31 protein-coding genes and 1 pseudogene are annotated in these 20,862 nt (G+C 44.7%); 6 read left to right on the top strand and 26 right to left on the bottom strand.

Going from position 1 to position 20,862, the window contains the following annotated elements; all coding sequences use genetic code 11:
* Nucleotides 1-44: 44 nt before the first annotated feature.
* The 24 genes and pseudogenes from rpmJ to JO943_RS08225 all read right to left on the bottom strand — a co-directional run bounded on the left by rpmJ (nucleotide 45) and on the right by JO943_RS08225 (nucleotide 11,631).
* Nucleotides 45-161, bottom strand: coding sequence for a 50S ribosomal protein L36 (gene rpmJ / locus JO943_RS08340; RefSeq protein ID WP_000867907.1), 117 nt, complete (start codon nucleotides 159-161; stop codon nucleotides 45-47).
* Nucleotides 162-182: 21 nt separating this feature from the next.
* Entirely contained in the window at nucleotides 183-1,502 is a 1,320-nt protein-coding gene (gene secY / locus JO943_RS08335; RefSeq protein WP_171067682.1) for a preprotein translocase subunit SecY, read from the bottom strand.
* A gap of 45 nt (nucleotides 1,503-1,547) precedes the next feature.
* Nucleotides 1,548-1,988: a 50S ribosomal protein L15 gene (gene rplO / locus JO943_RS08330; protein WP_005227407.1), complete on the bottom strand. Its 441-nt coding sequence runs from the start codon at nucleotides 1,986-1,988 to the stop codon at nucleotides 1,548-1,550.
* Between the two features lie 3 nt (nucleotides 1,989-1,991).
* Nucleotides 1,992-2,168 carry a 50S ribosomal protein L30 gene (gene rpmD, locus JO943_RS08325; protein WP_000849088.1) on the bottom strand — a complete coding sequence of 59 codons (177 nt, stop codon included), beginning with the start codon at nucleotides 2,166-2,168 and terminating at the stop codon, nucleotides 1,992-1,994.
* A gap of 6 nt (nucleotides 2,169-2,174) precedes the next feature.
* Nucleotides 2,175-2,672 (bottom strand): 30S ribosomal protein S5, encoded by a 498-nt coding sequence (rpsE, locus tag JO943_RS08320; protein WP_004657688.1) that lies wholly within the window; start codon nucleotides 2,670-2,672, stop codon nucleotides 2,175-2,177.
* Nucleotides 2,673-2,674: 2 nt separating this feature from the next.
* On the bottom strand, nucleotides 2,675-3,025 hold the full coding sequence (rplR, locus tag JO943_RS08315) for a 50S ribosomal protein L18 (protein ID WP_004775881.1): 351 nt from the start codon (nucleotides 3,023-3,025) through the stop codon (nucleotides 2,675-2,677).
* Between the two features lie 14 nt (nucleotides 3,026-3,039).
* Nucleotides 3,040-3,573, bottom strand: coding sequence for a 50S ribosomal protein L6 (rplF, locus tag JO943_RS08310; protein ID WP_004657685.1), 534 nt, complete (start codon nucleotides 3,571-3,573; stop codon nucleotides 3,040-3,042).
* Nucleotides 3,574-3,586: 13 nt separating this feature from the next.
* Complete coding sequence (rpsH, locus tag JO943_RS08305; protein ID WP_004775883.1) at nucleotides 3,587-3,982, bottom strand: 30S ribosomal protein S8; 396 nt, start codon at nucleotides 3,980-3,982, stop codon at nucleotides 3,587-3,589.
* Between the two features lie 11 nt (nucleotides 3,983-3,993).
* Complete coding sequence (gene rpsN / locus JO943_RS08300; RefSeq protein WP_004641050.1) at nucleotides 3,994-4,299, bottom strand: 30S ribosomal protein S14; 306 nt, start codon at nucleotides 4,297-4,299, stop codon at nucleotides 3,994-3,996.
* Nucleotides 4,300-4,308: 9 nt separating this feature from the next.
* A complete protein-coding gene (gene rplE, locus JO943_RS08295) occupies nucleotides 4,309-4,845 on the bottom strand; it encodes a 50S ribosomal protein L5 (RefSeq protein ID WP_004775884.1) in 537 nt (178 codons plus the stop codon).
* A 15-nt stretch (nucleotides 4,846-4,860) separates the two neighbouring features.
* Nucleotides 4,861-5,178: a 50S ribosomal protein L24 gene (rplX, locus tag JO943_RS08290; protein WP_004804115.1), complete on the bottom strand. Its 318-nt coding sequence runs from the start codon at nucleotides 5,176-5,178 to the stop codon at nucleotides 4,861-4,863.
* Nucleotides 5,179-5,187: 9 nt separating this feature from the next.
* On the bottom strand, nucleotides 5,188-5,556 hold the full coding sequence (gene rplN / locus JO943_RS08285; RefSeq protein WP_004657680.1) for a 50S ribosomal protein L14: 369 nt from the start codon (nucleotides 5,554-5,556) through the stop codon (nucleotides 5,188-5,190).
* 92 nt (nucleotides 5,557-5,648) lie between these two features.
* Nucleotides 5,649-5,906, bottom strand: a complete 258-nt coding sequence (rpsQ, locus tag JO943_RS08280; RefSeq protein ID WP_004657679.1) for a 30S ribosomal protein S17 — start codon at nucleotides 5,904-5,906, stop codon at nucleotides 5,649-5,651.
* Nucleotides 5,903-6,100 carry a 50S ribosomal protein L29 gene (gene rpmC, locus JO943_RS08275; protein ID WP_000849927.1) on the bottom strand — a complete coding sequence of 66 codons (198 nt, stop codon included), beginning with the start codon at nucleotides 6,098-6,100 and terminating at the stop codon, nucleotides 5,903-5,905. Before rpmC ends, rpsQ begins: the two co-directional genes overlap by 4 nt.
* Entirely contained in the window at nucleotides 6,100-6,513 is a 414-nt protein-coding gene (rplP, locus tag JO943_RS08270; RefSeq protein WP_004657678.1) for a 50S ribosomal protein L16, read from the bottom strand. Before rplP ends, rpmC begins: the two co-directional genes overlap by 1 nt.
* A pseudogene (gene rpsC, locus JO943_RS08265) lies at nucleotides 6,453-7,269 on the bottom strand (30S ribosomal protein S3). Before rpsC ends, rplP begins: the two are co-directional and overlap by 61 nt.
* A 1-nt stretch (nucleotide 7,270) precedes the next feature.
* Entirely contained in the window at nucleotides 7,271-7,600 is a 330-nt protein-coding gene (rplV, locus tag JO943_RS08260) for a 50S ribosomal protein L22 (protein ID WP_004657676.1), read from the bottom strand.
* Between the two features lie 11 nt (nucleotides 7,601-7,611).
* On the bottom strand, nucleotides 7,612-7,887 hold the full coding sequence (gene rpsS / locus JO943_RS08255; protein WP_004775885.1) for a 30S ribosomal protein S19: 276 nt from the start codon (nucleotides 7,885-7,887) through the stop codon (nucleotides 7,612-7,614).
* A 13-nt stretch (nucleotides 7,888-7,900) separates the two neighbouring features.
* Complete coding sequence (gene rplB, locus JO943_RS08250) at nucleotides 7,901-8,725, bottom strand: 50S ribosomal protein L2 (protein ID WP_004660349.1); 825 nt, start codon at nucleotides 8,723-8,725, stop codon at nucleotides 7,901-7,903.
* Nucleotides 8,726-8,736: 11 nt separating this feature from the next.
* Nucleotides 8,737-9,057, bottom strand: a complete 321-nt coding sequence (gene rplW, locus JO943_RS08245; RefSeq protein WP_004641070.1) for a 50S ribosomal protein L23 — start codon at nucleotides 9,055-9,057, stop codon at nucleotides 8,737-8,739.
* On the bottom strand, nucleotides 9,054-9,656 hold the full coding sequence (gene rplD / locus JO943_RS08240) for a 50S ribosomal protein L4 (protein WP_004641072.1): 603 nt from the start codon (nucleotides 9,654-9,656) through the stop codon (nucleotides 9,054-9,056). Before rplD ends, rplW begins: the two co-directional genes overlap by 4 nt.
* An 11-nt stretch (nucleotides 9,657-9,667) precedes the next feature.
* Complete coding sequence (rplC, locus tag JO943_RS08235; protein ID WP_202740488.1) at nucleotides 9,668-10,306, bottom strand: 50S ribosomal protein L3; 639 nt, start codon at nucleotides 10,304-10,306, stop codon at nucleotides 9,668-9,670.
* Nucleotides 10,307-10,364: 58 nt separating this feature from the next.
* The gene (gene rpsJ / locus JO943_RS08230) at nucleotides 10,365-10,676 is read right to left on the bottom strand and encodes a 30S ribosomal protein S10 (RefSeq protein ID WP_000070912.1); all 312 of its coding nucleotides are present in this window, start codon (nucleotides 10,674-10,676) and stop codon (nucleotides 10,365-10,367) included.
* Nucleotides 10,677-10,902: 226 nt separating this feature from the next.
* The gene (locus tag JO943_RS08225; protein ID WP_202740487.1) at nucleotides 10,903-11,631 is read right to left on the bottom strand and encodes a type 1 glutamine amidotransferase; all 729 of its coding nucleotides are present in this window, start codon (nucleotides 11,629-11,631) and stop codon (nucleotides 10,903-10,905) included.
* Nucleotides 11,632-11,800: 169 nt separating this feature from the next.
* On the opposite strand from JO943_RS08225, the gene JO943_RS08220 reads away from it, so the two are divergent.
* The 6 genes from JO943_RS08220 (at nucleotide 11,801) to JO943_RS08195 (ending at nucleotide 18,388) form a co-directional block, all read left to right on the top strand.
* Complete coding sequence (locus JO943_RS08220; RefSeq protein ID WP_005227421.1) at nucleotides 11,801-12,994, top strand: PLP-dependent transferase; 1,194 nt, start codon at nucleotides 11,801-11,803, stop codon at nucleotides 12,992-12,994.
* A 22-nt stretch (nucleotides 12,995-13,016) separates the two neighbouring features.
* The gene (locus JO943_RS08215) at nucleotides 13,017-14,567 is read left to right on the top strand and encodes a helicase HerA-like domain-containing protein (protein ID WP_202740486.1); all 1,551 of its coding nucleotides are present in this window, start codon (nucleotides 13,017-13,019) and stop codon (nucleotides 14,565-14,567) included.
* A 141-nt stretch (nucleotides 14,568-14,708) separates the two neighbouring features.
* Nucleotides 14,709-15,920, top strand: coding sequence for an NO-inducible flavohemoprotein (hmpA, locus tag JO943_RS08210; protein WP_005227425.1), 1,212 nt, complete (start codon nucleotides 14,709-14,711; stop codon nucleotides 15,918-15,920).
* 80 nt (nucleotides 15,921-16,000) lie between these two features.
* A complete protein-coding gene (locus tag JO943_RS08205) occupies nucleotides 16,001-16,453 on the top strand; it encodes an RrF2 family transcriptional regulator (protein ID WP_005227427.1) in 453 nt (150 codons plus the stop codon).
* Nucleotides 16,454-16,537: 84 nt separating this feature from the next.
* Nucleotides 16,538-17,314, top strand: coding sequence for a ribosome biogenesis GTP-binding protein YihA/YsxC (gene yihA / locus JO943_RS08200; protein ID WP_005282972.1), 777 nt, complete (start codon nucleotides 16,538-16,540; stop codon nucleotides 17,312-17,314).
* A gap of 132 nt (nucleotides 17,315-17,446) precedes the next feature.
* The gene (locus tag JO943_RS08195) at nucleotides 17,447-18,388 is read left to right on the top strand and encodes a metal-dependent hydrolase (protein WP_005227431.1); all 942 of its coding nucleotides are present in this window, start codon (nucleotides 17,447-17,449) and stop codon (nucleotides 18,386-18,388) included.
* A gap of 57 nt (nucleotides 18,389-18,445) precedes the next feature.
* Here the strand turns inward: JO943_RS08195 and JO943_RS08190 are convergent, their stop codons facing one another.
* Nucleotides 18,446-19,687, bottom strand: coding sequence for a dicarboxylate/amino acid:cation symporter (locus JO943_RS08190; protein ID WP_005282969.1), 1,242 nt, complete (start codon nucleotides 19,685-19,687; stop codon nucleotides 18,446-18,448).
* Nucleotides 19,688-19,817: 130 nt separating this feature from the next.
* A complete protein-coding gene (locus JO943_RS08185) occupies nucleotides 19,818-20,690 on the bottom strand; it encodes an acyl-CoA thioesterase (RefSeq protein WP_005227434.1) in 873 nt (290 codons plus the stop codon).
* Nucleotides 20,691-20,862: the final 172 nt, after the last annotated feature.

Here is a 20,862-nt window from a genome sequence, read left to right as displayed (position 1 = left end):
TAATAACCTAATTAGCCTACTGAAATCAACAGGTCTTAATTAAATTAACCTTGACGCTGCTTATGACGAGGTTCTGCGCTACAAATTACGCGAATTACCCCATTACGACGGATAACTTTACAGCTACCACAAATTTTCTTTACAGAAGCTTGTACTTTCATGATGAAACCTTCTAAGTGCGCTTATCCCTTAGGATGAGCAGTCGTTTTTCTCATTAACGTTTGATTATCATATTGATGCGAAGTAAGGTGCGCTTGGAGTTGCGCCATAAAGTCCATTACCACTACCACTACAATCAGTAACGATGTCCCACCCAGATGGAATGGAATACCGAACGAGCTTTGTAGCACCATAGGCATTAAACACACTACAGTGATGTAGATTGCACCAATGAAGGTCAAACGGTTAAGAATATGATCTAAATAACGAGCCGTTTGCTCACCTGGGCGGATACCAGGCACATATGCCCCGCTACGTTTTAAATTCTCCGAAACTTCTTTTGGGCTAAATACAAGCGCCGTATAGAAATAACAGAAGAAGATAATTAACGCGCCAAAGAGCATTAGATACAACGGCTGTCCAGGCGATAACACCAATGCCAGATCTTGTAGGCTACGCTTCACAATCCCTGCATTTGGATCAGCACTTCCTAACCATTGTCCCAAGCTCGCTGGAAATAATAACAATGAGCTTGCAAAAATTGCTGGAATTACACCCGCCATATTAATTTTTAATGGCAAATGCGTCTGCTGTGCAGTAAATATACGACGGCCTTGCTGTTTTTGAGCATAGTTCACTGGAATACGACGTTGTGCTTTTTCAATAAACACGATCGCAGCTAAAACGGCTAATGAGAGTAAGCCGAAGACAACTAAACCAATTAAACTACCCTGACCATTCTGTACAGACGTAAACGACTGAATCACAAGATTTGGCAAACCTGCCACAATTCCTGCAAAAATGATCATCGAGATTCCATTACCAACACCACGTTCGGTAATCTGCTCGCCCAACCACATCAAGAACATGGTTCCAGCAACTAACGAAGTCACTGCCGGAACATAGAATGCCAGACCTGAGGTTAAGGTAATACCTTGACTGATCAAGCCGGCACACATCCCTACACCTTGCACTAGTGCAAGAAATAAGGTGCCATAACGCGTATATTGATTGATCTTACGTTTGCCTTGCTCGCCTTCTTTTTTCAAAGCTTCCAGCGAAGGAACCACCGTAGACATTAACTGCACGATAATCGATGCAGAAATGTACGGCATGATCCCTAACGCCAGAATCGACATGCGTTCTAATGCACCGCCAGAGAACATGTTAAATAAACCTAAGAAGGTACCTTCATTAGCTTTAAAAAAATGTGCTAGCGCTACATTATCAATCCCCGGCAACGGAATATGCGCTCCTAGTCGAAAGACCAACAACGCGCCAATCAAGAACATTAATCGACGAATAATTTCACGGTATTTCACATGAAACGGTTGGCCTTTCATCATGTTGACATGACCTGAAGAACTAGGAGTCATAGACACTCGAGATTACTCCTCGACTTTACCGCCAGCAGCTTCAACAGCAGCTTTAGCGCCTTTAGTCAACACAACACCTTTAACAGTGAATGCGCGAGTGATTTCACCAGAAAGAACGATGCGAGCACGAATTTGGTCACGACGAACAACATTCGCAGCTTTCAAAGTTTCAAGGCTAACTACATCGCCTTCAACTTTGTTGAGCTCAGACAAACGTACTTCAGCAGTTTTCAAAGCGATTTGGCTAGTGAAACCGAATTTAGGCAAACGACGATATAACGCAGTTTGACCGCCTTCAAAGCCTGGACGAGTACCACCACTTTTACGTGAGTTTTGACCTTTGATACCACGACCACCAGTCTTACCTACGCCAGAACCGATACCACGGCCTAGACGACGGTTTTCACGTTTTGCACCTTCTGCAGGTGAAAGTTCATTTAAACGCAGAGTCATGGCTTATTCCTCTACACTAACCATATAGTAAACTTTGTTGATCATACCACGGTTAGAAGGCGTATCTTGCACTTCTACAGTATGACCAATACGACGCAGACCTAAACCTTGAAGGCAAAGTTTATGATTTTTTAAACGATGCGATGAAGATTTAGTCTGGGTAACTTTAATCGTTTTCATGATTGATTACCCTTGAATTTGTTCTACTGAAAGACCACGTTTCGCAGCGACTTTCTCAGGAGAAGTCATATCACGCAAACCTTTGAAAGTTGCGTTTACTACGTTAGCAGCATTTGTAGAACCATAACATTTAGCAAGTACGTTATGTACACCTGCAGCTTCAAGAACAGCACGCATAGCGCCACCAGCAATTACGCCAGTACCTTCTGAAGCAGGTTGCATGTATACACGGCTTGCGCCATGACGAGCATTCACAGGGTGTTGTAAAGTAGTACCCGCGAGGTCTACAGTGATCATGTTACGACGAGCAGCTTCAAGTGCTTTAGAAATAGCAGCTGGAACTTCACGTGCTTTACCACGACCAAAACCTACACGACCGTTACCGTCGCCCACAACAGTTAATGCTGTGAAAGAGAAGATACGACCACCTTTAACAACCTTGGCTACACGATCAACGGCAACCAGCTTTTCAACGAGACCTTCGTTTTGTTCAACTTTCGCCATGATTAGAACTCCAAGCCGCCTTCACGAGCAGCATCAGCCAAGGCTTTGATACGACCATGATATTTAAAACCAGAACGGTCAAATGCAACTTTAGTAACACCAGCTGCTTTAGCACGTTCTGCGATCAAAGCACCAACTTTTGTAGCTGCATCTACGTTACCCGTAGTACCGCTACGCAAAGATGCATCTAAAGTTGAAGCTTGCGCTAAAACTTTGCCACCATCTGCTGAAATAACTTGCGCATAGATGTGACGCGGAGTGCGGTTTACACACAAACGAGTCGCACCCAATGCACGAATGTGCAAGCGTGTGCTTTTCGCACGACGCAAACGGGTTTGTTTCTTTTCGTTCATAAGAACCTCGCGCCTTATTTCTTCTTAGCTTCTTTACGAAGAATAACTTCATCCGAATAACGAACACCTTTACCTTTATATGGTTCAGGAGCACGGTATGCACGGATTTCCGCTGCCACTTGACCTAACAACTGCTTGTTTGCTGATTTCAAAATGATTTCAGTAGCAGTTGGAGTTTCCGCTGTTACACCTTCAGGTAAAGCGTAGTCAATTGGGTGTGAGTAACCGAGGTTAAGGTTTACAGAAGTACCTTTAACCGCAGCTTTATAACCAACACCAACAAGCTGTAACTTACGTTCGAAGCCTTCGCTAACACCTTTTACAAGGTTGTTCAATACAGCGCGAGCAGTACCAGCTTGCATCCAAGCGTCTTTCGACTCTTTAGCCGGAGCAAGTTGAAGTTTACCTTCTTCCTGTTTTAGCTCGACCAGCGCATGCAGGTTGAAAGACAATGTACCTTTGCTGCCTTTCACTTCGACCTGCCGGCCGTTCTGAGTAACTGTTACACCATTAGGTACAGTTACTGGGGCTTTAGCCACACGAGACATGAGGAATCACCTATTAAGAAACAAAAGCAATAACTTCACCACCGATGCCCGCAGCACGTGCAGCGCGATCAGTCATGATGCCTTTGCTTGTAGAAACAATTGCAATACCTAAACCTTGCTTAACGCTAGGAATTTTATCTTTACCGCGGTATTGGCGAAGACCTGGACGGCTTACACGCTTAACGGTTTCGATAACTGGTTTGCCTTCGAAATATTTTAACGTAATTGTCAGTGTAGCTTTTGTCTCTTCTTGAGCAACGGCTACATCTGAAATATAACCTTCTTGTTGAAGAACGTTTGCAATCGCAACTTTCAACTTAGAAGAAGGCATAGAAACAGTTTGTTTCTTTGCCATTTGCGCGTTACGAACACGGGTTAACATGTCGGCAACGGTATCTTGCATACTCATTTAGTCGCTCCTTACCAGCTTGCCTTAACAACGCCCGGTACATCACCTTGCATTACTGTGTCACGTAATTTGTTACGGCTTAAACCGAACTTACGGAAGTAACCATGAGGACGACCAGTTAAACCACAACGGTTACGAAGACGTACTGGAGATGCGTTACGTGGCAATGCCTGTAACTTTAATGTCGCTTCGAAACGTTCTTCGTCACTCGCATTTACATTTGCAATCGTTGCTTTTAATTCAGCACGTTTTGCAGCGTATTTAGCAACTGTCTTTTCGCGTTTCAATTCGCGATTAATCATACCTTTCTTAGCCATATCGACCTCTTATTTGAACGGGAAGCCGAATGCACGCATAAGCGCACGGCCTTCGTCATCGCTACGAGCAGTGGTCGTAATAGTGATATCTAAACCACGGATACGATCAATTTTGTCAAAATCGATTTCAGGGAAAACGATTTGCTCTTTTAAACCCATAGAGTAGTTACCACGACCATCAAATGATTTCGCAGAGAAACCACGGAAGTCACGGATACGAGGGATTGCGATCGAGATCAAACGATCCAAGAATTCGTACATTTGGTCGCCGCGTAAAGTAACTTTACAACCGATCGGCCAACCGTCACGGATTTTGAAACCAGCGATTGATTTACGAGCAAGAGTCACAACTGGTTTTTGACCAGCAATGAGTTGCATATCAGCAACAGCGCCATCTAATAATTTCTTATCAGTTGCAGCTGCGCCTACACCCATGTTCAGGGTGATTTTCGTGATGCGAGGAATATCCATCACGTTCTTAACGCTAAGTTCTTCTTTTAACTTTGCTTTAAGTTCGTCGTTGTAACGTGCTTTAAGTCTGGCCATTGCCTATTCAACCTATTACTTCGCTACCGCCACTGATTCACCATTTGATTTATAAACACGAGTTTTCGCGCCATCAATCACTTGGTAACCAATACGGTCAGCCTTTTGGGTTGTAGCATTAAAAATTGCCACGTTTGAGATATGAAGCGTCGCCTCTTGAGTAACGATGCCGCCTTCAGCGCCAGTTACACGGTTTGGCTTTTGATGCTTCTTCACTAAGTTAAGGCCTTCAACCTTAACTCGATCTTCAGAAACAGACAAAACGATACCTTGTTTGCCTTTTTCTTTACCTGCGATCACGATTACTTGATCGCCTTTTTTAATCTTAGCCATGATTGCCTCTTATAGAACTTCAGGAGCCAATGAAATGATTTTCATGAACTGTTCAGTACGAAGTTCACGAGTCACTGGTCCGAAGATACGAGTAGCAATCGGAGCTTTGTTGTTGTTCAAAATAACAGCTGCGTTATCGTCGAAACGAATCACTGAACCGTCTGGACGACGGATGCCGAATTTTGTACGAACAACTACAGCATTCATCACGTCACCTTTTTTAACACGTGCGCGTGGGATTGCTTCTTTTACAGTAACTTTAATAATGTCGCCAACTGAAGCATAACGACGGTGTGAACCACCAAGTACTTTAATACATTGTACGCGGCGTGCACCACTGTTGTCTGCTACGTCGAGCATACTTTCGGTTTGAATCATTGCCCTACTCCAAAACCGAGCATCACCGGTCACAATTTCGAAAGGCTCAAAGAGTACTCGAAATTGTCCGATGATGCAACAAGAACGTCTAATTACTCAGCAGCAGCTTCAACTACTTCCACTAAAGTCCAAGCTTTAGTTTTAGAAATTGGGCGGCTTTCTTTGATGGTTACCAAGTCGCCTAATTTAGCAACATTGTTCTCATCATGAGCGTGTAATTTAGTTGAACGGCGGATTGATTTGCCGTACAACGGGTGTTGAACGCGGCGTTCAATAAGCACAACAATAGACTTGTCCATTTTGTCGCTTACGACTTTGCCGGTTAACGTGCGGACTGTTTTTTCACTCATTGTCCGTTCCCCTGTTTTTCGGTAAGGAGTGTCTTGATACGAGCAATTGTCTTACGAGCAATTTGCACTTCATGCGATTTGCCTAGCTGACCAGTTGCTTTCGCCATACGAAGACGGAATTGGTTAAGCTGTTGCTCATCAAGCAAAGCCTTCAACTCTTCTACCGACTTTTCACGTAGATCTTTAGTTTTCATTACATCACCGTCCGAGTCACGATAGTGGTTTTAAACGGGAGTTTAGCAGCAGCTAAAGCAAAAGCTTCACGCGCTAACTCATCGCTAACACCTTCAATTTCGTACAGGATCTTACCTGGCTGGATCTGACAAACCCAGTATTCCACGCTACCTTTACCTTTACCCATACGAACTTCTAATGGTTTTTCGGTAATTGGTTTGTCTGGGAATACGCGGATGAAGATTTTACCACCACGTTTGATACGACGGCTAATGGTACGACGTGCAGCTTCAATCTGACGCGCAGTCATACGACCACGTTCAGTTGCTTTAATTGCAATCGAACCAAATGATACTGTACTACCACGATGCGCTAGACCAGTGTTACGGCCTTTGTGCACTTTACGGAATTTGGTACGTTTAGGTTGCAACATGGATTATTCTCCCTTGTCAGCAGCACGGTCACCGCGACGACCACGACGCTCTTGACCTTCACCACGACCACGACCGCGTTTAGCTGGACGCTCTTCAGCAGGAGCAGGGTTCATGACTTGTTTCATGCCACCTAAGATCTCGCCACGGAAAATCCAAACTTTAACACCGATCGTACCGTATGTTGTTTCTGCGCGCATAGTTGCATAGTCGATGTCAGCACGAAGCGTATGCAAAGGTACACGACCTTCACGATACCACTCAGTACGAGCGATCTCTGCACCACCTAAACGGCCAGAAACTTCAACTTTGATACCTTTAGCGCCAGCACGCATTGTGTTTTGAACCGCACGCTTCATAGCACGACGGAACATAACACGCTTTTCCAATTGAGAAGCAATTGCTTCAGCAACTAGACGTGCGTCCAAGTCAGGGCGATCAATTTCATTGATGCTAACTTGAGCCGGAACACCCATGATGTTGGTGAGTTCGCGCTGTAATTTCTCAATATCTTCGCCTTTTTTACCGATAACGATACCAGGACGAGCAGTGCTAATAGTTACTTTAGCAGCGCCTGTAGGACGTTCGATAAGAATATTGCTGATCATCGCGTTTTTAAGTTTTTTGATTAAAAACTCACGAACTTGAAGATCTTTAAGCAAGTATTCAGCGTATTGTTTCGGATTCGCATACCAGTTAGCGTTATGGCGTTTCACAACACCTAGGCGGATACCGATTGGATGAACCTTCTGACCCATATCAAACCCCTACCTTAACGGTGATGTGACAAGTACGCTTAGTAATACGATCTGCACGGCCTTTAGCACGTGGCATGATACGTTTAAGGCTCATGCCTTCATCAACGTAAATCGTAGTTACTTTAAGGTCATCAACATCTAAGCTGTTGTTGTGTTCAGCATTCGCGATTGCAGATTCAAGTGCTTTTTTAACGAGCACAGCTGCTTTCTTGTTGCTGAAGTTTAAAATGTCTATCGCACGTGCAACCGACTTACCACGGATCAAATCAGCAACTAAACGTGCTTTTTGTGCCGAGATAGCGGCACCGCGTAATTTAGCAGTTACTTCCATCATAGCACCTATTAACGTTTAGACTTCTTATCAACACCGTGACCACGATAGGTACGAGTTGGCGCGAATTCACCCAATTTATGACCAACCATGTGTTCAGTAACAATTACTGGAACGTGGTTACGGCCATTGTGAACAGAAATTGTTAAACCAACAAAGTCTGGAAGGATCATTGAACGACGTGACCAAGTTTTGATCGGCTTACGGTTGTTAGCAGCTACAGCAGCTTCAACCTTAGCGAACAAATGTGCGTCGACGAATGGACCTTTTTTTAATGAACGAGGCATTATTCAGATTCCCTTACTTGACGCGACGGTCGCGAATAATCATCTTAGTCGTACGCTTGTTGGTACGTGTCTTGTACCCTTTAGCTTTTTGACCCCATGGGCTTACAGGTTGAATACCTTTACTACGCCCTTCACCACCACCGTGCGGGTGATCTACTGGGTTCATCGCCATACCACGAACGGTAGGACGAATACCACGCCAGCGCGCAGCACCAGCTTTACCCAATGAACGAAGGTTGCTTTCTTGGTTAGAAACTTCACCAATTACAGCGCGACATTCAACATGGACTTTACGCATTTCACCAGAACGTAAACGAACGATAGCGTAAGAACCATCACGACCCAACAACTGAACTGAAGTACCAGCAGAACGTGCTAATTGAGCACCTTTACCGATTTTAAGTTCAAGGTTGTGAAGTGTAGAACCGATTGGCATGTTGCGAAGTGGCAAGCAGTTACCTGGACGAATTGGAGCATCGTTACCAGATTGAACTTTATCACCAGCACGTAAGCCTTTAGGTGCAATGATGTAACGACGTTCACCGTCAGCATATTTCAATAAAGCAATATGCGCTGTACGGTTAGGATCGTATTCGATGCGCTCTACAGTCGCTGGAATACCATCTTTGTTACGTTTAAAGTCAACAATACGGTAGTTTTGCTTATGACCACCACCCACGTGACGTGTAGTGATGTGACCATTGTTATTACGACCACCAGTACGTTTTTTAGCTTCTACCAACGGTGCATAAGGCGCGCCTTTGTGAAGGTGGTCATGAACCACTTTCTCTACAAAGCGACGTCCTGGAGACGTTGGCTTACATTTTTGAATTGGCATAATTCTCGTCCTTATTCCGCTGCGTTTTCAGCGGTATCGCCCAAGTCAGCCATTTCTACATCTTGGCCGGCTTTCAGGGTGACGTATGCTTTTTTCACATCAGAACGACGTCCTAATGTTTTACCAAAGCGTTTTGTTTTACCTTTAGTGATCGTTGTATTGATTTTTACAACTTCAACACCGAAGAGCTGCTCAACTGCTTTCTTGATTTCAAGTTTGTTTGCATTTAATGCAACTTTGAACACTTGAACACCAGCAGTATCACCTAAAACTTGTGCTTTTTCTGAGAATACTGGTCCTAATAGGACTTGATAGATACGTTCGTTGTTCATCCGAGTTCTACCTCAATTTTCTTAGCAGCAGCTACAGACATTACAACTTTATCGAATGCGATCAAGCTAACAGGATCAATAGCAGTAGCATCAACCACATCAACGTGTGGAAGGTTGCGAGCTGCGAGATACAAGTTCTCATCTACAGCATCTGTAATGATCAATGCGCGAGTTGCATTCAAGTCAGTAAGCTTTGCAAGCAATTCTTTAGTTTTTGGAGCTGCAACAGCAAACTCTTCAACTAATACAAGACGATCTTGGCGAACAAGTTCAGCTAAGATACATTGCATTGCACCGCGGTACATCTTACGGTTTACTTTTTGAGACCAGTCTTGTGGACGAGCAGCAAAAGTTTTACCACCACCAACCCAGATCGGGCTACGAATAGAACCCGCACGAGCGCGACCAGTACCTTTTTGACGGAATGGTTTTTTACCACCGCCAGAAACATCTGCACGTGATTTGTGAGCACGAGTACCTTGACGACCACCAGCTAAGTAAGCTGTAACAACTTGGTGTACAAGAGCTTCGTTAAATTCACGTCCGAAAGCAACTTCAGACAATTCAACAGCAGAGCCGGAAACAGTTTTTAAATTCACAGTATTTCCCCTCAGGCCTTGATGGTAGGACGTACGATAACGTCACCGCCAGTTGAACCAGGAATAGCACCCTTAACAACTAAAACAGAACGTTCAGCGTCAATAGATACGATTTCAAGACCTTGAACTGTTACGCGTTCGTCACCTAAGTGACCAGCCATTTTCTTGCCTTTGAACACGCGACCAGGAGTCTGGTTTTGACCTGTAGAACCTAATACACGGTGAGATACAGAGTTACCATGAGTAGCATCTTGCGTACGGAAATTCCAACGCTTAACACCACCTTGGAAACCTTTACCTTTTGATTGACCAGTTACGTCAACAATTTGACCAACTGTGAACAAATCAACACCGATAGAAGCACCAACTTCACGGCCTTCAAGCTCAGCTTCAGTAACACGGAACTCTTTAACTAAACGACCAGCAGCAACACTCGCTTTCGCGAAGTGACCTTTCTGAGCGTTAGTTACGCGCGATTCGCGACGTTCACCAGTAGTTACTTGAATTGCTTGATAACCATCAGTTTCAAGTGTTTTGATTTGCGTAATGCGGTTTGGATCGACTTCGATAACTGTAACAGGTACAGATACACCAGCATCCGTAAAGACGCGAGTCATACCACATTTGCGACCGACTAAACCAATAGCCATGTGCATAAACCTCTAATAAAGCGGCCTAATTAACTTAAAAGTTAATCAACCGAAAGCCTTAACCCAAAGCGATCTGAACATCAACACCAGCAGCAAGATCTAACTTCATCAATGCATCAACAGTTTTATCTGTTGGTTGAACGATGTCGATCAAACGTTTATAAGTGCGGATTTCGTACTGATCACGAGCGTCTTTGTTGACGTGTGGTGAAGTAAGAACGTTGAAGCGTTCGATGCGAGTAGGCATCGGAATTGGACCACACACTTGTGCGCCAGTACGCTTAGCGGTTTCTACGATCTCTTGAGCAGATTGATCAATCAGACGATGATCAAAAGACTTCAAACGGATACGAATTCTCTGGTTAGACATACCAGTAAACTCCAAGCCAAATATATAAAGAATCACCCATGACGCACCTCACCTTTTGGTAAGTGTCAAGGGCAGTGAAAATCACTATGGTCGTGATCGATGCCACGACTGTAATGCGTTAACTACTTTCTTCGTAGTAAACACCCTCCTTTTGAGGGTCGCCCATTATAACGATTGTTTAAGTCTTATGCAATTCTTCTTTTCATTTTTTAAGCATTTTCTCAGCTCAGGCACTGACCACATAATCAATCGCCTGATTCAGCAAACGATTTCCCTGTTCAAATTTATGTTTCAAGCTTTTTTTCAATTCAGCCATGGGTTGTACATAGGTGCCATTAAAAACCGCCAACTCCTCCTCTCCCTCGATCAACAGCGCCAAGGCATGAGGGGTCATTTCCGGATGAAACTGAAAACCCAGTACATTACGGCCAATTTGATACATCTGGTTTATGCATACCTTATTCTCGGCCAAACGTACAGCGCCTTTGGGAATTTCAAAGGTTTCGCTATGCCACTGCAACACATTCAATTGCTCCGGGATTTGAAAATAATCCTTAGGCACGTAAGCAGCTCGCCCGACATCCATCCAGCCCAGCTCCTGATGTGGATTGCGACTCACCGCTGCACCCAAGGCATTGGCAATCAGTTGCCCGCCCAGACACAAGCCAATCGCGGGTTTTCCAGCCGCCAGATAACGTCTGAGCCATCTTTTTTCTAATTTTAACCAGGGATAATTCGCTTCATCATTTACGCTCATGGTGCCCCCCATGATAATCAATAGATCCACTTCATCTACGCGTGGTAAAGCTTCCAGTTCCAAGGGCAAATCGACAGGTAAAGCAAAAAATTCGGTTGCGGTAATTTTTGCGTGATGTGCTTTTAAAAAGTCGTAGCAACTGCCAAAACCTTCGCCAGCGATGTGCTGAAAATAATGCACTCTTAAATGCGACTTCATGCGCGAAAACCTATTATCGTTAGAATGATGCTTAGTCTTAGCAAAAATAAAGCCAGTTTTTATTGATCACCCGAATCTGTACCGATTCTGTACAAAAGCAGCAAAGCACTAGCAGCTTTCATGATTTTCTCTTAACCTGAGATGCATTATATCGATTTGATTTTGCCCTATGACATCTCACAATAAAGCACAAACTGATCTCATTCATGCACCACGCCAAGCCCCTCAATACATAGAAACCATCCAGCCTCCCCTATTTCGTGCATCTACGATTATTTTTAAAAGCACAGCGCACCTTTTTGATCGCCACTGGACCGATGCTTATGACTATAGTTATGGTACACACGGCACCCCAACCACTTTTACCTTAGGCGACAATATCGCAAGAATAGAAGGTGGCAATTATTGCCTGCTTGCACCCAGCGGCTTATCTGCGATTAATCTAGTGAATAGTGCATTTTTAAGCAGTGGCGATGAAGTTTGGGTCGCCGACAATATCTATGGCCCCAATCTTGAACACTTGAATCATTTGCAAGACCGTTATGGCATTAGAGTTAAAATTTATAATCCGGTTGATGCCGCCAGCTTTCAACCGACTGAGAAAGCCAAACTGATCTGGCTGGAAGCTGCAGGCTCGGTCACACTAGAGTTTCCCGATCTCAAAAATCTGGTCAAAAAAGCACAACAGGCCAATGTACTGACTGCATTAGACAACACTTGGGGTGCAGGACTGGCGTTTAATGCCTTCGATTTCTCTGATGAACATTTGGCGGTCGATATCACCGTGCATGCACTGACCAAATATCCAAGCGGCGGCGGCGATATTCTGATGGGTTCAGTGGTGACCCGTGATCAACAGTTACATCACAAGCTGTATCGCATGCATGCCATTCAAGGGATCTCTGTGTCAGGCGATGATACGGCCCAGATTCAACGTAGTCTGGCACACATGTCGCTCCGCTATGAACAGCAAGCACAAAGCGCTCTTGTGTTATTGGAATGGCTCAAGCAACGGCCTCAATTTAGTCAGGTTTTACACCCGAGCTCACCAGATTCAGCAGGACATTCGTTCTGGTCAGAAACGTGTACCACCGGCAAAAGCGCAGGTCTGGTCAGTGTCATTTTTAAAGCCAACTATGACTTGACGGCGGTTCGACAATTCTGTGATAACTTAAAATTGTTTAAACTTGGATTTAGCTGGGGTGGCCCAGTCAGCCTAGCCATGCTCTATGATTTAAAGCAGATGCGTTCGCTGGACAATACACATTTACAACAAGGTTTATTGGTGCGCTTCTGTATAGGACTAGAACATCCAGAAGATTTAATCCAAGATATTCAAAATGCATTAAAACAGCTCGATTGAGATCAAAAACAACAGGTGAAGAATGAGTACACCAATCGTTATTGCTAAAAAAACCACAGATACAACACAAGATATTGTTTTGCATTCTAAATTCGTCAACCGACATGGTTTGATTGCTGGTGCAACAGGGACAGGGAAAACCGTGACCCTCAAAGTACTGGCAGAAAGCTTTTCCCGACTGGGTGTACCGGTTTTCCTTGCCGATGCCAAAGGCGATGTTTCCAGCCTTGCCAAGGCTGGCGAGAGTAATCCTAAATTTGATGAACGACTGAAAACCTTACAACTTGAACCGATCCCATTTGCCGCTTCACCTGTGGTTTTCTGGGATTTATTTGCTCAGCAAGGCCACCCGATCCGCACCACCATTTCAGAAATCGGCCCCTTACTTCTAGCACAAATGCTCAATCTGAATGACACCCAGGAAGGTGTCCTTTCAGCCGTGTTTCGTGTTGCAGATGACCAAGGCCTGCTCCTGATTGATTTTAAAGACCTAAAAGCCATGCTGACCTATGTCAGTGAAAATGCAGCCGAACTAAAAGCTGAATATGGCAATCTCTCTCCTGCCAGCCTCGGTGCCATTCAACGCAATTTACTGGCCTTAGGCGATCAAGGTGGAGAACAGTTCTTTGGCGAACCTAGTCTGAATATTCTCGACTTCATTCAGACCGATACCAATGGTCATGGCTATATCAATATTTTAGCTGCCGACAAGCTAATGAACACGCCGAAGCTGTACGCAACTTTCTTACTATGGATGATGTCGGAACTGTTCGAACAACTACCAGAAGTCGGCGATATGGACAAACCCAAACTGGTATTCTTCTTTGATGAAGCTCACCTGCTCTTTGACAATGCCAGCCCAGCTTTACAACAGAAGATTGAACAAGTGGTGCGTCTGATCCGTTCTAAGGGGGTCGGGATTTACTTTATTACCCAGAACCCACTGGATCTACCGGAAAGCGTTTTAGGACAACTCGGCAATCGCGTACAACATGCCTTACGTGCTTTTACCCCTAAAGACCAGAAAGCTGTTAAAACTGCCGCGGACACCTTCCGCGCCAATCCAGAATTTAAAGTGGATCAAGCCATTACCGAGCTCGCAGTTGGCGAAGCATTAATTAGCTGTCTGGATGAACAAGGCACACCGCAAATCGTAGAGCGCGGTTGGGTGATGCCCCCTTACTCTTCCTTTACCCCAATTAGTCCCGAAGAACGCCAACTGATCATTTCACAAAGCATCGTCGCGGGTGTTTACGATCAAGCGGTAGATCGTGATAGCGCCTATGAAATGTTGCAAAAGAAAGTATTGCAACAATCCCAGCAAAAAGAGGCTGACGATCTGGCAAAACAACAAAGTAAAGAACAGGAAGCGCTCGCCAAGCAGCAAGCCAAAGAGCAAGAGCGTTTTGCCCGTGAACAGCAAAAAGCTGCTGAAAAAGCACAACGTGACCGTGAAAAACTGACACAGGATATCGTGGGAACATTTGCCAAAAGTGCCGCGCGTAGTCTAGGCGGTAGTACTGGACAGAAAATTGTGCGTGGTCTACTCGGTTCTCTTTTCGGCAAAAAATAAAGTGGTACTATTTTGAAAATTAAGGGATAATTTATTATCCCTTAATTTTTTTATGGCTTTTATTTCATTTAGCATTGCAAATCTATTCTTAAAGGTATATTTTAAATACATCTTATAAATGATAGCCAAGAGAGATCAACAATGACTCCGCAGCAAATTGACCTTGTAAAAGCCACTGTTCCAGTACTCCGTGAAAACGGCGTAGCCTTGACTGGATACTTTTATAACCGCATGTTGGGTAATAACCCTGATTTAAAAGAAACCTTTAACATGGGGCATCAACGTAGCGGTGCGCAAGCACAGGCGCTTGCGGGGGCAGTTTTAGCTTATGCAGAGAACATTGAAGATCCTTCCGTGCTTTTACCTGTGGTTGAACTGATTGCACATAAACATGTCAGCTTAAACATCCAGTCACCAGATTACGGCATCGTGGGTGAAAACCTGCTGCATTCGATTAGTGAAGTATTGAATATTTCCATGGAAGATCCGCTAATTGGTGCATGGGCTGCGGCTTATGGTCAACTGGCCGATTTATTTATCAGCACTGAAAAAGCAATTTATGAGCAGCATCAACAAACCAAAGGTAGCTGGTTGGGCTGGCGCAGTTTCAAAATCGCCAAAAAAGTTGTAGAAAGCGACGAAATCACCTCGTTCTACCTTGCACCTGTGGATGGGGGCGAATTACCCAAATATGAAGCAGGACAATACATTTCAGTTCGCGTATTTGTGCCTGAACTAAACTTAAGACAGCCGCGTCAGTACACCCTTTCAACCAGCCCACAAGCAGATTACCTGCGTATCTCGGTGAAACGTGAGGATGAAAAAGGCGAACTTGCTGGTGGTTGGGTCTCAAGCACCTTACATGGTTTAGCGGAAGGCTCAGAAATTGAAGTATCTGCACCTACAGGCAACTTCTATTTAATTGATAGCAATAAACGCAATGTCTTTATCAGTGGTGGTGTCGGTTTAACCCCAATGATTGCCATGCTGAATCAACTGGTGACTTTAGATATGCCACAACCGGTGAGCTTTATTCATGCCTGCCGCAGTAGTCAGGTGCATGCCATGAAGCAGCATATTCAGGAACTGAAAAGCAAATATCCACGCTTGAGTACATTCACTGCTTATGAGTTCCCGCATGAATCTGATGTGCTCGGTGCAGATTATGATGTCGCTGGTCGTCTGGATCTAAGTACGATGGATGCTGCGCTACTGCCAGTGAATGCCGATTACTATCTATGTGGGCCGATGCCATTTATGGCAGCACAACATCAGGCGCTTGTAGCACGTGGTATTCCAGCTGAAAATATTCACAGCGAAGCCTTTGGTACTGGCGGTGTTAAGCTTAGCTAAACTGTGGCGCGTTTTTGTATAAGGCTAGCCTGTGATAGACTAGCCTTTTCCATTTATTGCGGCAGATTGAGTCAAACCCCATGCAACTCAATAAGTTTACAGATTATGCACTCAGAATCCTGATGTATGTCGCTCGTCCGAGTGATGTACCCTATACGATTGCAGATATCGCGCAAGACTTGCATGTGTCGCAAAATCATCTGGTAAAGGTGGTTCACTTCATGGGCAAGCAGCAATGGATTGTCACCATTCGCGGCAAGGGAGGCGGTCTTCGCCTAAACCCAGAAGCCAAAAGCCTGAAATTGGGCGAAATTGTCCGCACCCTGCAAGGCAACCAGCAAATCGTAGAGTGCAATACCCCGCCCTGCGTATTACGTTCCCATTGTGGCCTGAAGGGTATTTTAGATCAGGCACTGGAAAGCTTTTATCAAAGCCTGAATCAATATACGCTCGGTGAAGTGGTTCAGCACGGTATTGTTCCTTCTCCGATCCATTCAGAAATCAATTTTTTAGAGTTGTCGCAGAAAGCCTAAACAGCGCTTCAACATCAAGATTCGCACGAAGCCGTCACATCCTTTATAATGGTCGTTGCTATTTCAATTCAAAAGTAAGCTTCTATGCGTCGCAGTGAAAAATCCAAAGACACCAAAGCCAGACTCGCTCCGAAACAAAAAATCAGTTATGAGAAAAAAGCTGACCCTGCAGTGACTGAATACGCAGTACAGTCTCTGACGTGGTTACGCCAAGCTGAATTTTTGATGAGTGCGCCAAAACTGTCTTTGTGCGTAGAAGATACAGGCTATGAAATTGCATTTGCTGGCCGTTCTAATGCCGGCAAGTCCAGTGCGATCAACACCTTAACCAACCAAAAGCAACTGGCGCGCGCATCTAAAAAACCGGGCCGCACCCAGATGATCAACTTTTTCAGCTTGGGTAATCCTGATCAACGTCTGGTCGATTTACCCGGTTATGGGTATGCGGCGGTTCCGGAAGCCATGAAAATCGTCTGGCAGAAAGAGCTGGAAAACTATCTGATCCATCGTAAGAGTTTGCAAGGTCTGGTGTTATTGATGGATATTCGTCATCCCTTACAACACTTTGACCTGATGATGCTGGAATGGGCGCATTCACGTCATTTATTCGTACATATCCTGCTGACCAAAGCCGACAAGCTGAACCGTGGCCCAGCCAATAAAGTGCTATTAGAAGTTAAACAGCAATTGAAAAAGATGAAGCTTGATTTCTCAATTCAGTTGTTCTCGTCCTTGAACCGAATCGGCTTAGAAGAACTAGCCAGTGTGATGGCAGGTCGCTTGAATTTCACCCTCGATCAACCGACTGAATTTGACCTTGATCAGATCCCTGAAGCCTCGGAAACTGATGTAGAACAATAAAACATGCATTTTATGCAACTTGATGCATTAAATAATTTTTAATTGTCCCGTATTGCTAATCACAAACACTAGGCAGTTTTCATATACTGCTTAGTGTTGGTTCATTGCACTATCGATTAGGACTAAACAACAATGAAATTACTATCATTTGTGAAGAGCAAACTTGGTTCTTCGATTGACTATAAAATCCTCCCGCGCAAAGTAAAATTTGATTGGGAAAATACACCAGTGGACTGGATTCCAAACCAGCCATTTGCCAGCTATTTTATTAATGAAATTAACAACATCTTACCTGCTGGTGAGTTCTGGTTTTGTCGTTTATATAACAAAGTCCTGCCTGAAATTACCGATGAAAAACTAAAACAGGATGTGCAGGCGTTTATTCGTCAAGAAGCCATGCATGCTGTGGCCCACACCTCTGCCAACAAGGAATATCTCAGCCAGCGCAATATCGATATTCAGCGTAATCTCGACATTATGGACTTCTTATTTACCAAAGCTTTGGCAGATAAACCTTTCGGCAAAGAAATCCCGAAAGCGCTGGATCACCAATGGGACTTATTCCGTCTCGGTGTGATTGCCACCGTTGAGCACATGACCTGTGTACTCGGTAAATATGCGCTTTACAACAAACGCTGGGAAGAACTGGGCGCCGATCCTGAAATGCTTGACCTGATCAAATGGCATGGGTCGGAAGAAATCGAACACCGTACGGTAGCTTTTGATCTTTACCGTCATTTAGGTGGAGGCTATCTTGCACGTTACTACCTGAGTGTTGCAGTCATTGCGGGTGTCTTAGGACTCTGGGTTGACGGCGCAGCCCATATCATGAGCCAAGACCCACGTTTTGCTGATAAAAAACCAAGTGTGTTCAAGCCATGGATCTGGATTGAATGGTCCAAGATTGCCTTAAAAGATTCTAAAATCTTACCCGGCCCTGCATGGCTGGTGGCACAACAGCTTGACTACCTGATGCCGTGGTACGACCCAGTTAAGGAAGGCAATACTCAAGATGCCGTGAATTACTTAAACAATTCACCAGCCGCAAAACGCGCTTTACAACAAGCCGCTTAAAGCTTAAGACATAAAAAAAGCAGGAATAATCTCCTGCTTTTTTTATTCCAATACAGCTTAGCTTGCCTCAGCTTCTGCCTGTTTGGCATAGCGATCCACCACCACACTGATCATCATGTCACCTTGTACATTCACCACGGTGCGTACAGTATCAAGCACACGATCAATCGGTAATAAGATGGCAATCGCTTCCGCAGGCAAACCGACCGATTGCAGCACCATAATCATGGTCACCATACCCGCACTCGGAATCCCCGGCGCCCCCAATGATGCAATCATGGCGGTTAAACAGACAATAATTTGCTGCGTCAGACTGAGATCCAGCCCCATTAAATTGGCAATAAATAAAGCCGCAGCAGCTTCATACAGCGCCGTACCATCCATATTCAACTGCGTTCCAAGCGGGATGACAAAACCTGCGGTCTGCGGCCGAACCCCCAGATTTTCCTGTGCACATTTCATGCTCAGCGGCATGGTGGCAGAGCTGGAACTGGTGGCAAATGCGGTGACCAGTGCGGTTCTCGCTCCTCTGAAAAAGGTGATCGGATTCATGCGCCCAAAAATCCACAGTAAGGCAGGTAATACCACCACACCGTGGAAAATGGTGGTTCCCGTCACCACCGCCGCAAACTCGACCAAGCGGCTCAGTACCGACAGATCCTCGGTCGCAATCAACTTCGCCAAGAGTGCAAAAATACCAATTGGCGCCAACTTCATTACCCAGCCGACCAGCATCATCATGATGTCAAAAAATTGCTGGCTGATGTTGCGGACTAAAGTAAAACGTTCCCCGCCCTTGACCAAAGCCACACCCAGAAACAGGGCAAACACCACCACGGCCAGCACATTGCCTTCACTAAAGGCCTTAAATGGATTAATTAAGGTATTTTGAATAAAGGTAGTAAAGAAACTGGATGGGGTTAAGGTATCAGGAGTCTGATGACTATCCATGGCAGCCTGAAACAGCTGGATATCCACGCCTTTACCGACATCAAATAAATGCGCACAACTGATTCCTAAAATCAAAGCTAAAGTCGTCGTGGTTAAACAGCTCAACGCGGTAATTTTCCAGACCCGACCGAATTGACCACCTGCCTGCAAATTAGAAACACCCACCACAATCGAACTAAAGATCAGTGGAATCAGTAGCATTTTCAATAAGCCGATAAAAATGCTACTCAACACCCCCAGGCCATATAGACTGTAGTCAACAAATGCCGTTTGCGGATAAGCAATCAGCAGAAAACCAAAGGCCACACCGAGCACGGCGGCAATTAAAATTTGTGTATTTAGATTCATTGTGAATGGATAAAATCTTTTAACTTAGCCGTACTATGGCATGCTCATGTTGAAGAATCGAGCAATTTTTTGTCACATCTTTATGATAAAAAAAGCCATCAGAATGATGGCCTTAATGTGGGTTTATTTTTTACTGGGTTTCGATTTCTCTGAGCCGAATCAAACCTTCCTGGACTGTACTACAGACCAGTTGACCATTTTGCCACATCCGTCCAAAGTTCAGACCACGTGAACTGGCACTCACGGTTGCTTCCATCTCATAGAGCATCCATTCGTCAGCCCGGAGCGGACGATGAAAATAAATGGTGTGATCAATACTGGCACATTGCAGATTCGGTGAAATCCAGGATAAGCCATGCGGACGTAACGCTGTGGTCATCAGGGTAAAGTCGGAATAGAATGCGACGATGGCCTGGTGTAAGGAAATTTCATCCAGATCTTGCGCAATCGTGCCATGGGTCCGGATGTAATGCGCATAGAACGGTGCTTCGGGCTGCGGCTGAAACGGATTGATCAGCTGGGTTGGACGAATCTCGACATGGCGTTCACGCATAAAGCTGGCACGCACATTTTCAGGCACAAAATTAATCAGGCTTTCCTTCAGCTCATTTTCAGACTTTAAGCTCTCAGGCAACGGGTATTCTGGCTCTTTGTGCTGATAGTTCAGCCCCTCTTCGGGATTGGCAAAAGAAACCATCGCAGAAAAAATAATACGTCCATGCTGAATAGCCCGAACCTGCCGACTGGCAAAACTCTTGCCATCGCGAAGTGGATCAACTTCGTAGATAATCGGTGCATTCACATCGCCGCCATAGAGGAAATAGGCATGCAGGGAGTGGGCTGGACGATCTGTGGTATATGACGCTGCTCTCAAGGCTTGTCCAAGAACCTGTCCACCGAATACTCGTTTGCCAACCAGATTGCGGCTATTGCCTCGGAAAATATGCTCTTCCAGCTTTTCCAGAGTCAAAAGTTCAACCAGTTCTTGAGTTAACGCATTCATGTAATATTCTTCCAACATCAATGAGGAGAGATCAACCAATCCTTTCAGGGTTGATAATTGTGATTGTGCCACAAATTCAGATAACAGTGCTCAGGATAAAATGATTCATCCGTCACGTTAATTGTATTTATAACTGCTAAAAATACGATTTTTAACGATAAAATCTACCAAA

It is taken from the genome of Acinetobacter sp. 'aerobic (ED)', from assembly GCF_904886855.1.
Lineage (GTDB): Bacteria > Pseudomonadota > Gammaproteobacteria > Pseudomonadales > Moraxellaceae > Acinetobacter > Acinetobacter courvalinii.
The sequence above is the reverse complement of the archived record's forward strand: the minus strand, read 5'-3'. Positions and strand labels throughout refer to the sequence as shown.

Coding starts and splice junctions, on each gene's coding strand:
- rplW (WP_004641070.1), bottom strand. CDS start 9,057: ATGAACAACGAACGTATCTATCAAGTCCTATTAGGACCAGTATTCTCA.
- rpsS (WP_004775885.1), bottom strand. CDS start 7,887: ATGCCTCGTTCATTAAAAAAAGGTCCATTCGTCGACGCACATTTGTTC.
- hmpA (WP_005227425.1), top strand. CDS start 14,709: ATGACTCCGCAGCAAATTGACCTTGTAAAAGCCACTGTTCCAGTACTC.
- JO943_RS08205 (WP_005227427.1), top strand. CDS start 16,001: ATGCAACTCAATAAGTTTACAGATTATGCACTCAGAATCCTGATGTAT.
- rpsJ (WP_000070912.1), bottom strand. CDS start 10,676: ATGTCTAACCAGAGAATTCGTATCCGTTTGAAGTCTTTTGATCATCGT.
- JO943_RS08185 (WP_005227434.1), bottom strand. CDS start 20,690: ATGAATGCGTTAACTCAAGAACTGGTTGAACTTTTGACTCTGGAAAAG.
- rpsE (WP_004657688.1), bottom strand. CDS start 2,672: ATGGCGAAAGTTGAACAAAACGAAGGTCTCGTTGAAAAGCTGGTTGCC.
- rplC (WP_202740488.1), bottom strand. CDS start 10,306: ATGGCTATTGGTTTAGTCGGTCGCAAATGTGGTATGACTCGCGTCTTT.
- JO943_RS08195 (WP_005227431.1), top strand. CDS start 17,447: ATGAAATTACTATCATTTGTGAAGAGCAAACTTGGTTCTTCGATTGAC.
- JO943_RS08215 (WP_202740486.1), top strand. CDS start 13,017: ATGAGTACACCAATCGTTATTGCTAAAAAAACCACAGATACAACACAA.
- rplX (WP_004804115.1), bottom strand. CDS start 5,178: ATGGCTAAGATTAAAAAAGGCGATCAAGTAATCGTGATCGCAGGTAAA.
- yihA (WP_005282972.1), top strand. CDS start 16,538: ATGCGTCGCAGTGAAAAATCCAAAGACACCAAAGCCAGACTCGCTCCG.
- rplV (WP_004657676.1), bottom strand. CDS start 7,600: ATGGAAGTAACTGCTAAATTACGCGGTGCCGCTATCTCGGCACAAAAA.
- rpsQ (WP_004657679.1), bottom strand. CDS start 5,906: ATGAGTGAAAAAACAGTCCGCACGTTAACCGGCAAAGTCGTAAGCGAC.
- rpmJ (WP_000867907.1), bottom strand. CDS start 161: ATGAAAGTACAAGCTTCTGTAAAGAAAATTTGTGGTAGCTGTAAAGTT.
- rplE (WP_004775884.1), bottom strand. CDS start 4,845: ATGGCCAGACTTAAAGCACGTTACAACGACGAACTTAAAGCAAAGTTA.
- rplR (WP_004775881.1), bottom strand. CDS start 3,025: ATGAACGAAAAGAAACAAACCCGTTTGCGTCGTGCGAAAAGCACACGC.
- rpsN (WP_004641050.1), bottom strand. CDS start 4,299: ATGGCTAAGAAAGGTATGATTAATCGCGAATTGAAACGCGAAAAGACA.
- rplF (WP_004657685.1), bottom strand. CDS start 3,573: ATGTCTCGTGTGGCTAAAGCCCCAGTAACTGTACCTAATGGTGTAACA.
- JO943_RS08225 (WP_202740487.1), bottom strand. CDS start 11,631: ATGAAGTCGCATTTAAGAGTGCATTATTTTCAGCACATCGCTGGCGAA.
- JO943_RS08220 (WP_005227421.1), top strand. CDS start 11,801: ATGACATCTCACAATAAAGCACAAACTGATCTCATTCATGCACCACGC.
- secY (WP_171067682.1), bottom strand. CDS start 1,502: ATGAAAGGCCAACCGTTTCATGTGAAATACCGTGAAATTATTCGTCGA.
- rplB (WP_004660349.1), bottom strand. CDS start 8,725: ATGCCAATTCAAAAATGTAAGCCAACGTCTCCAGGACGTCGCTTTGTA.
- JO943_RS08190 (WP_005282969.1), bottom strand. CDS start 19,687: ATGAATCTAAATACACAAATTTTAATTGCCGCCGTGCTCGGTGTGGCC.
- rpmD (WP_000849088.1), bottom strand. CDS start 2,168: ATGAAAACGATTAAAGTTACCCAGACTAAATCTTCATCGCATCGTTTA.
- rplP (WP_004657678.1), bottom strand. CDS start 6,513: ATGTTGCAACCTAAACGTACCAAATTCCGTAAAGTGCACAAAGGCCGT.
- rpmC (WP_000849927.1), bottom strand. CDS start 6,100: ATGAAAACTAAAGATCTACGTGAAAAGTCGGTAGAAGAGTTGAAGGCT.
- rplO (WP_005227407.1), bottom strand. CDS start 1,988: ATGACTCTGCGTTTAAATGAACTTTCACCTGCAGAAGGTGCAAAACGT.
- rpsH (WP_004775883.1), bottom strand. CDS start 3,982: ATGAGTATGCAAGATACCGTTGCCGACATGTTAACCCGTGTTCGTAAC.
- rplN (WP_004657680.1), bottom strand. CDS start 5,556: ATGATTCAAACCGAAAGTATGCTCGACGTAGCAGACAACAGTGGTGCA.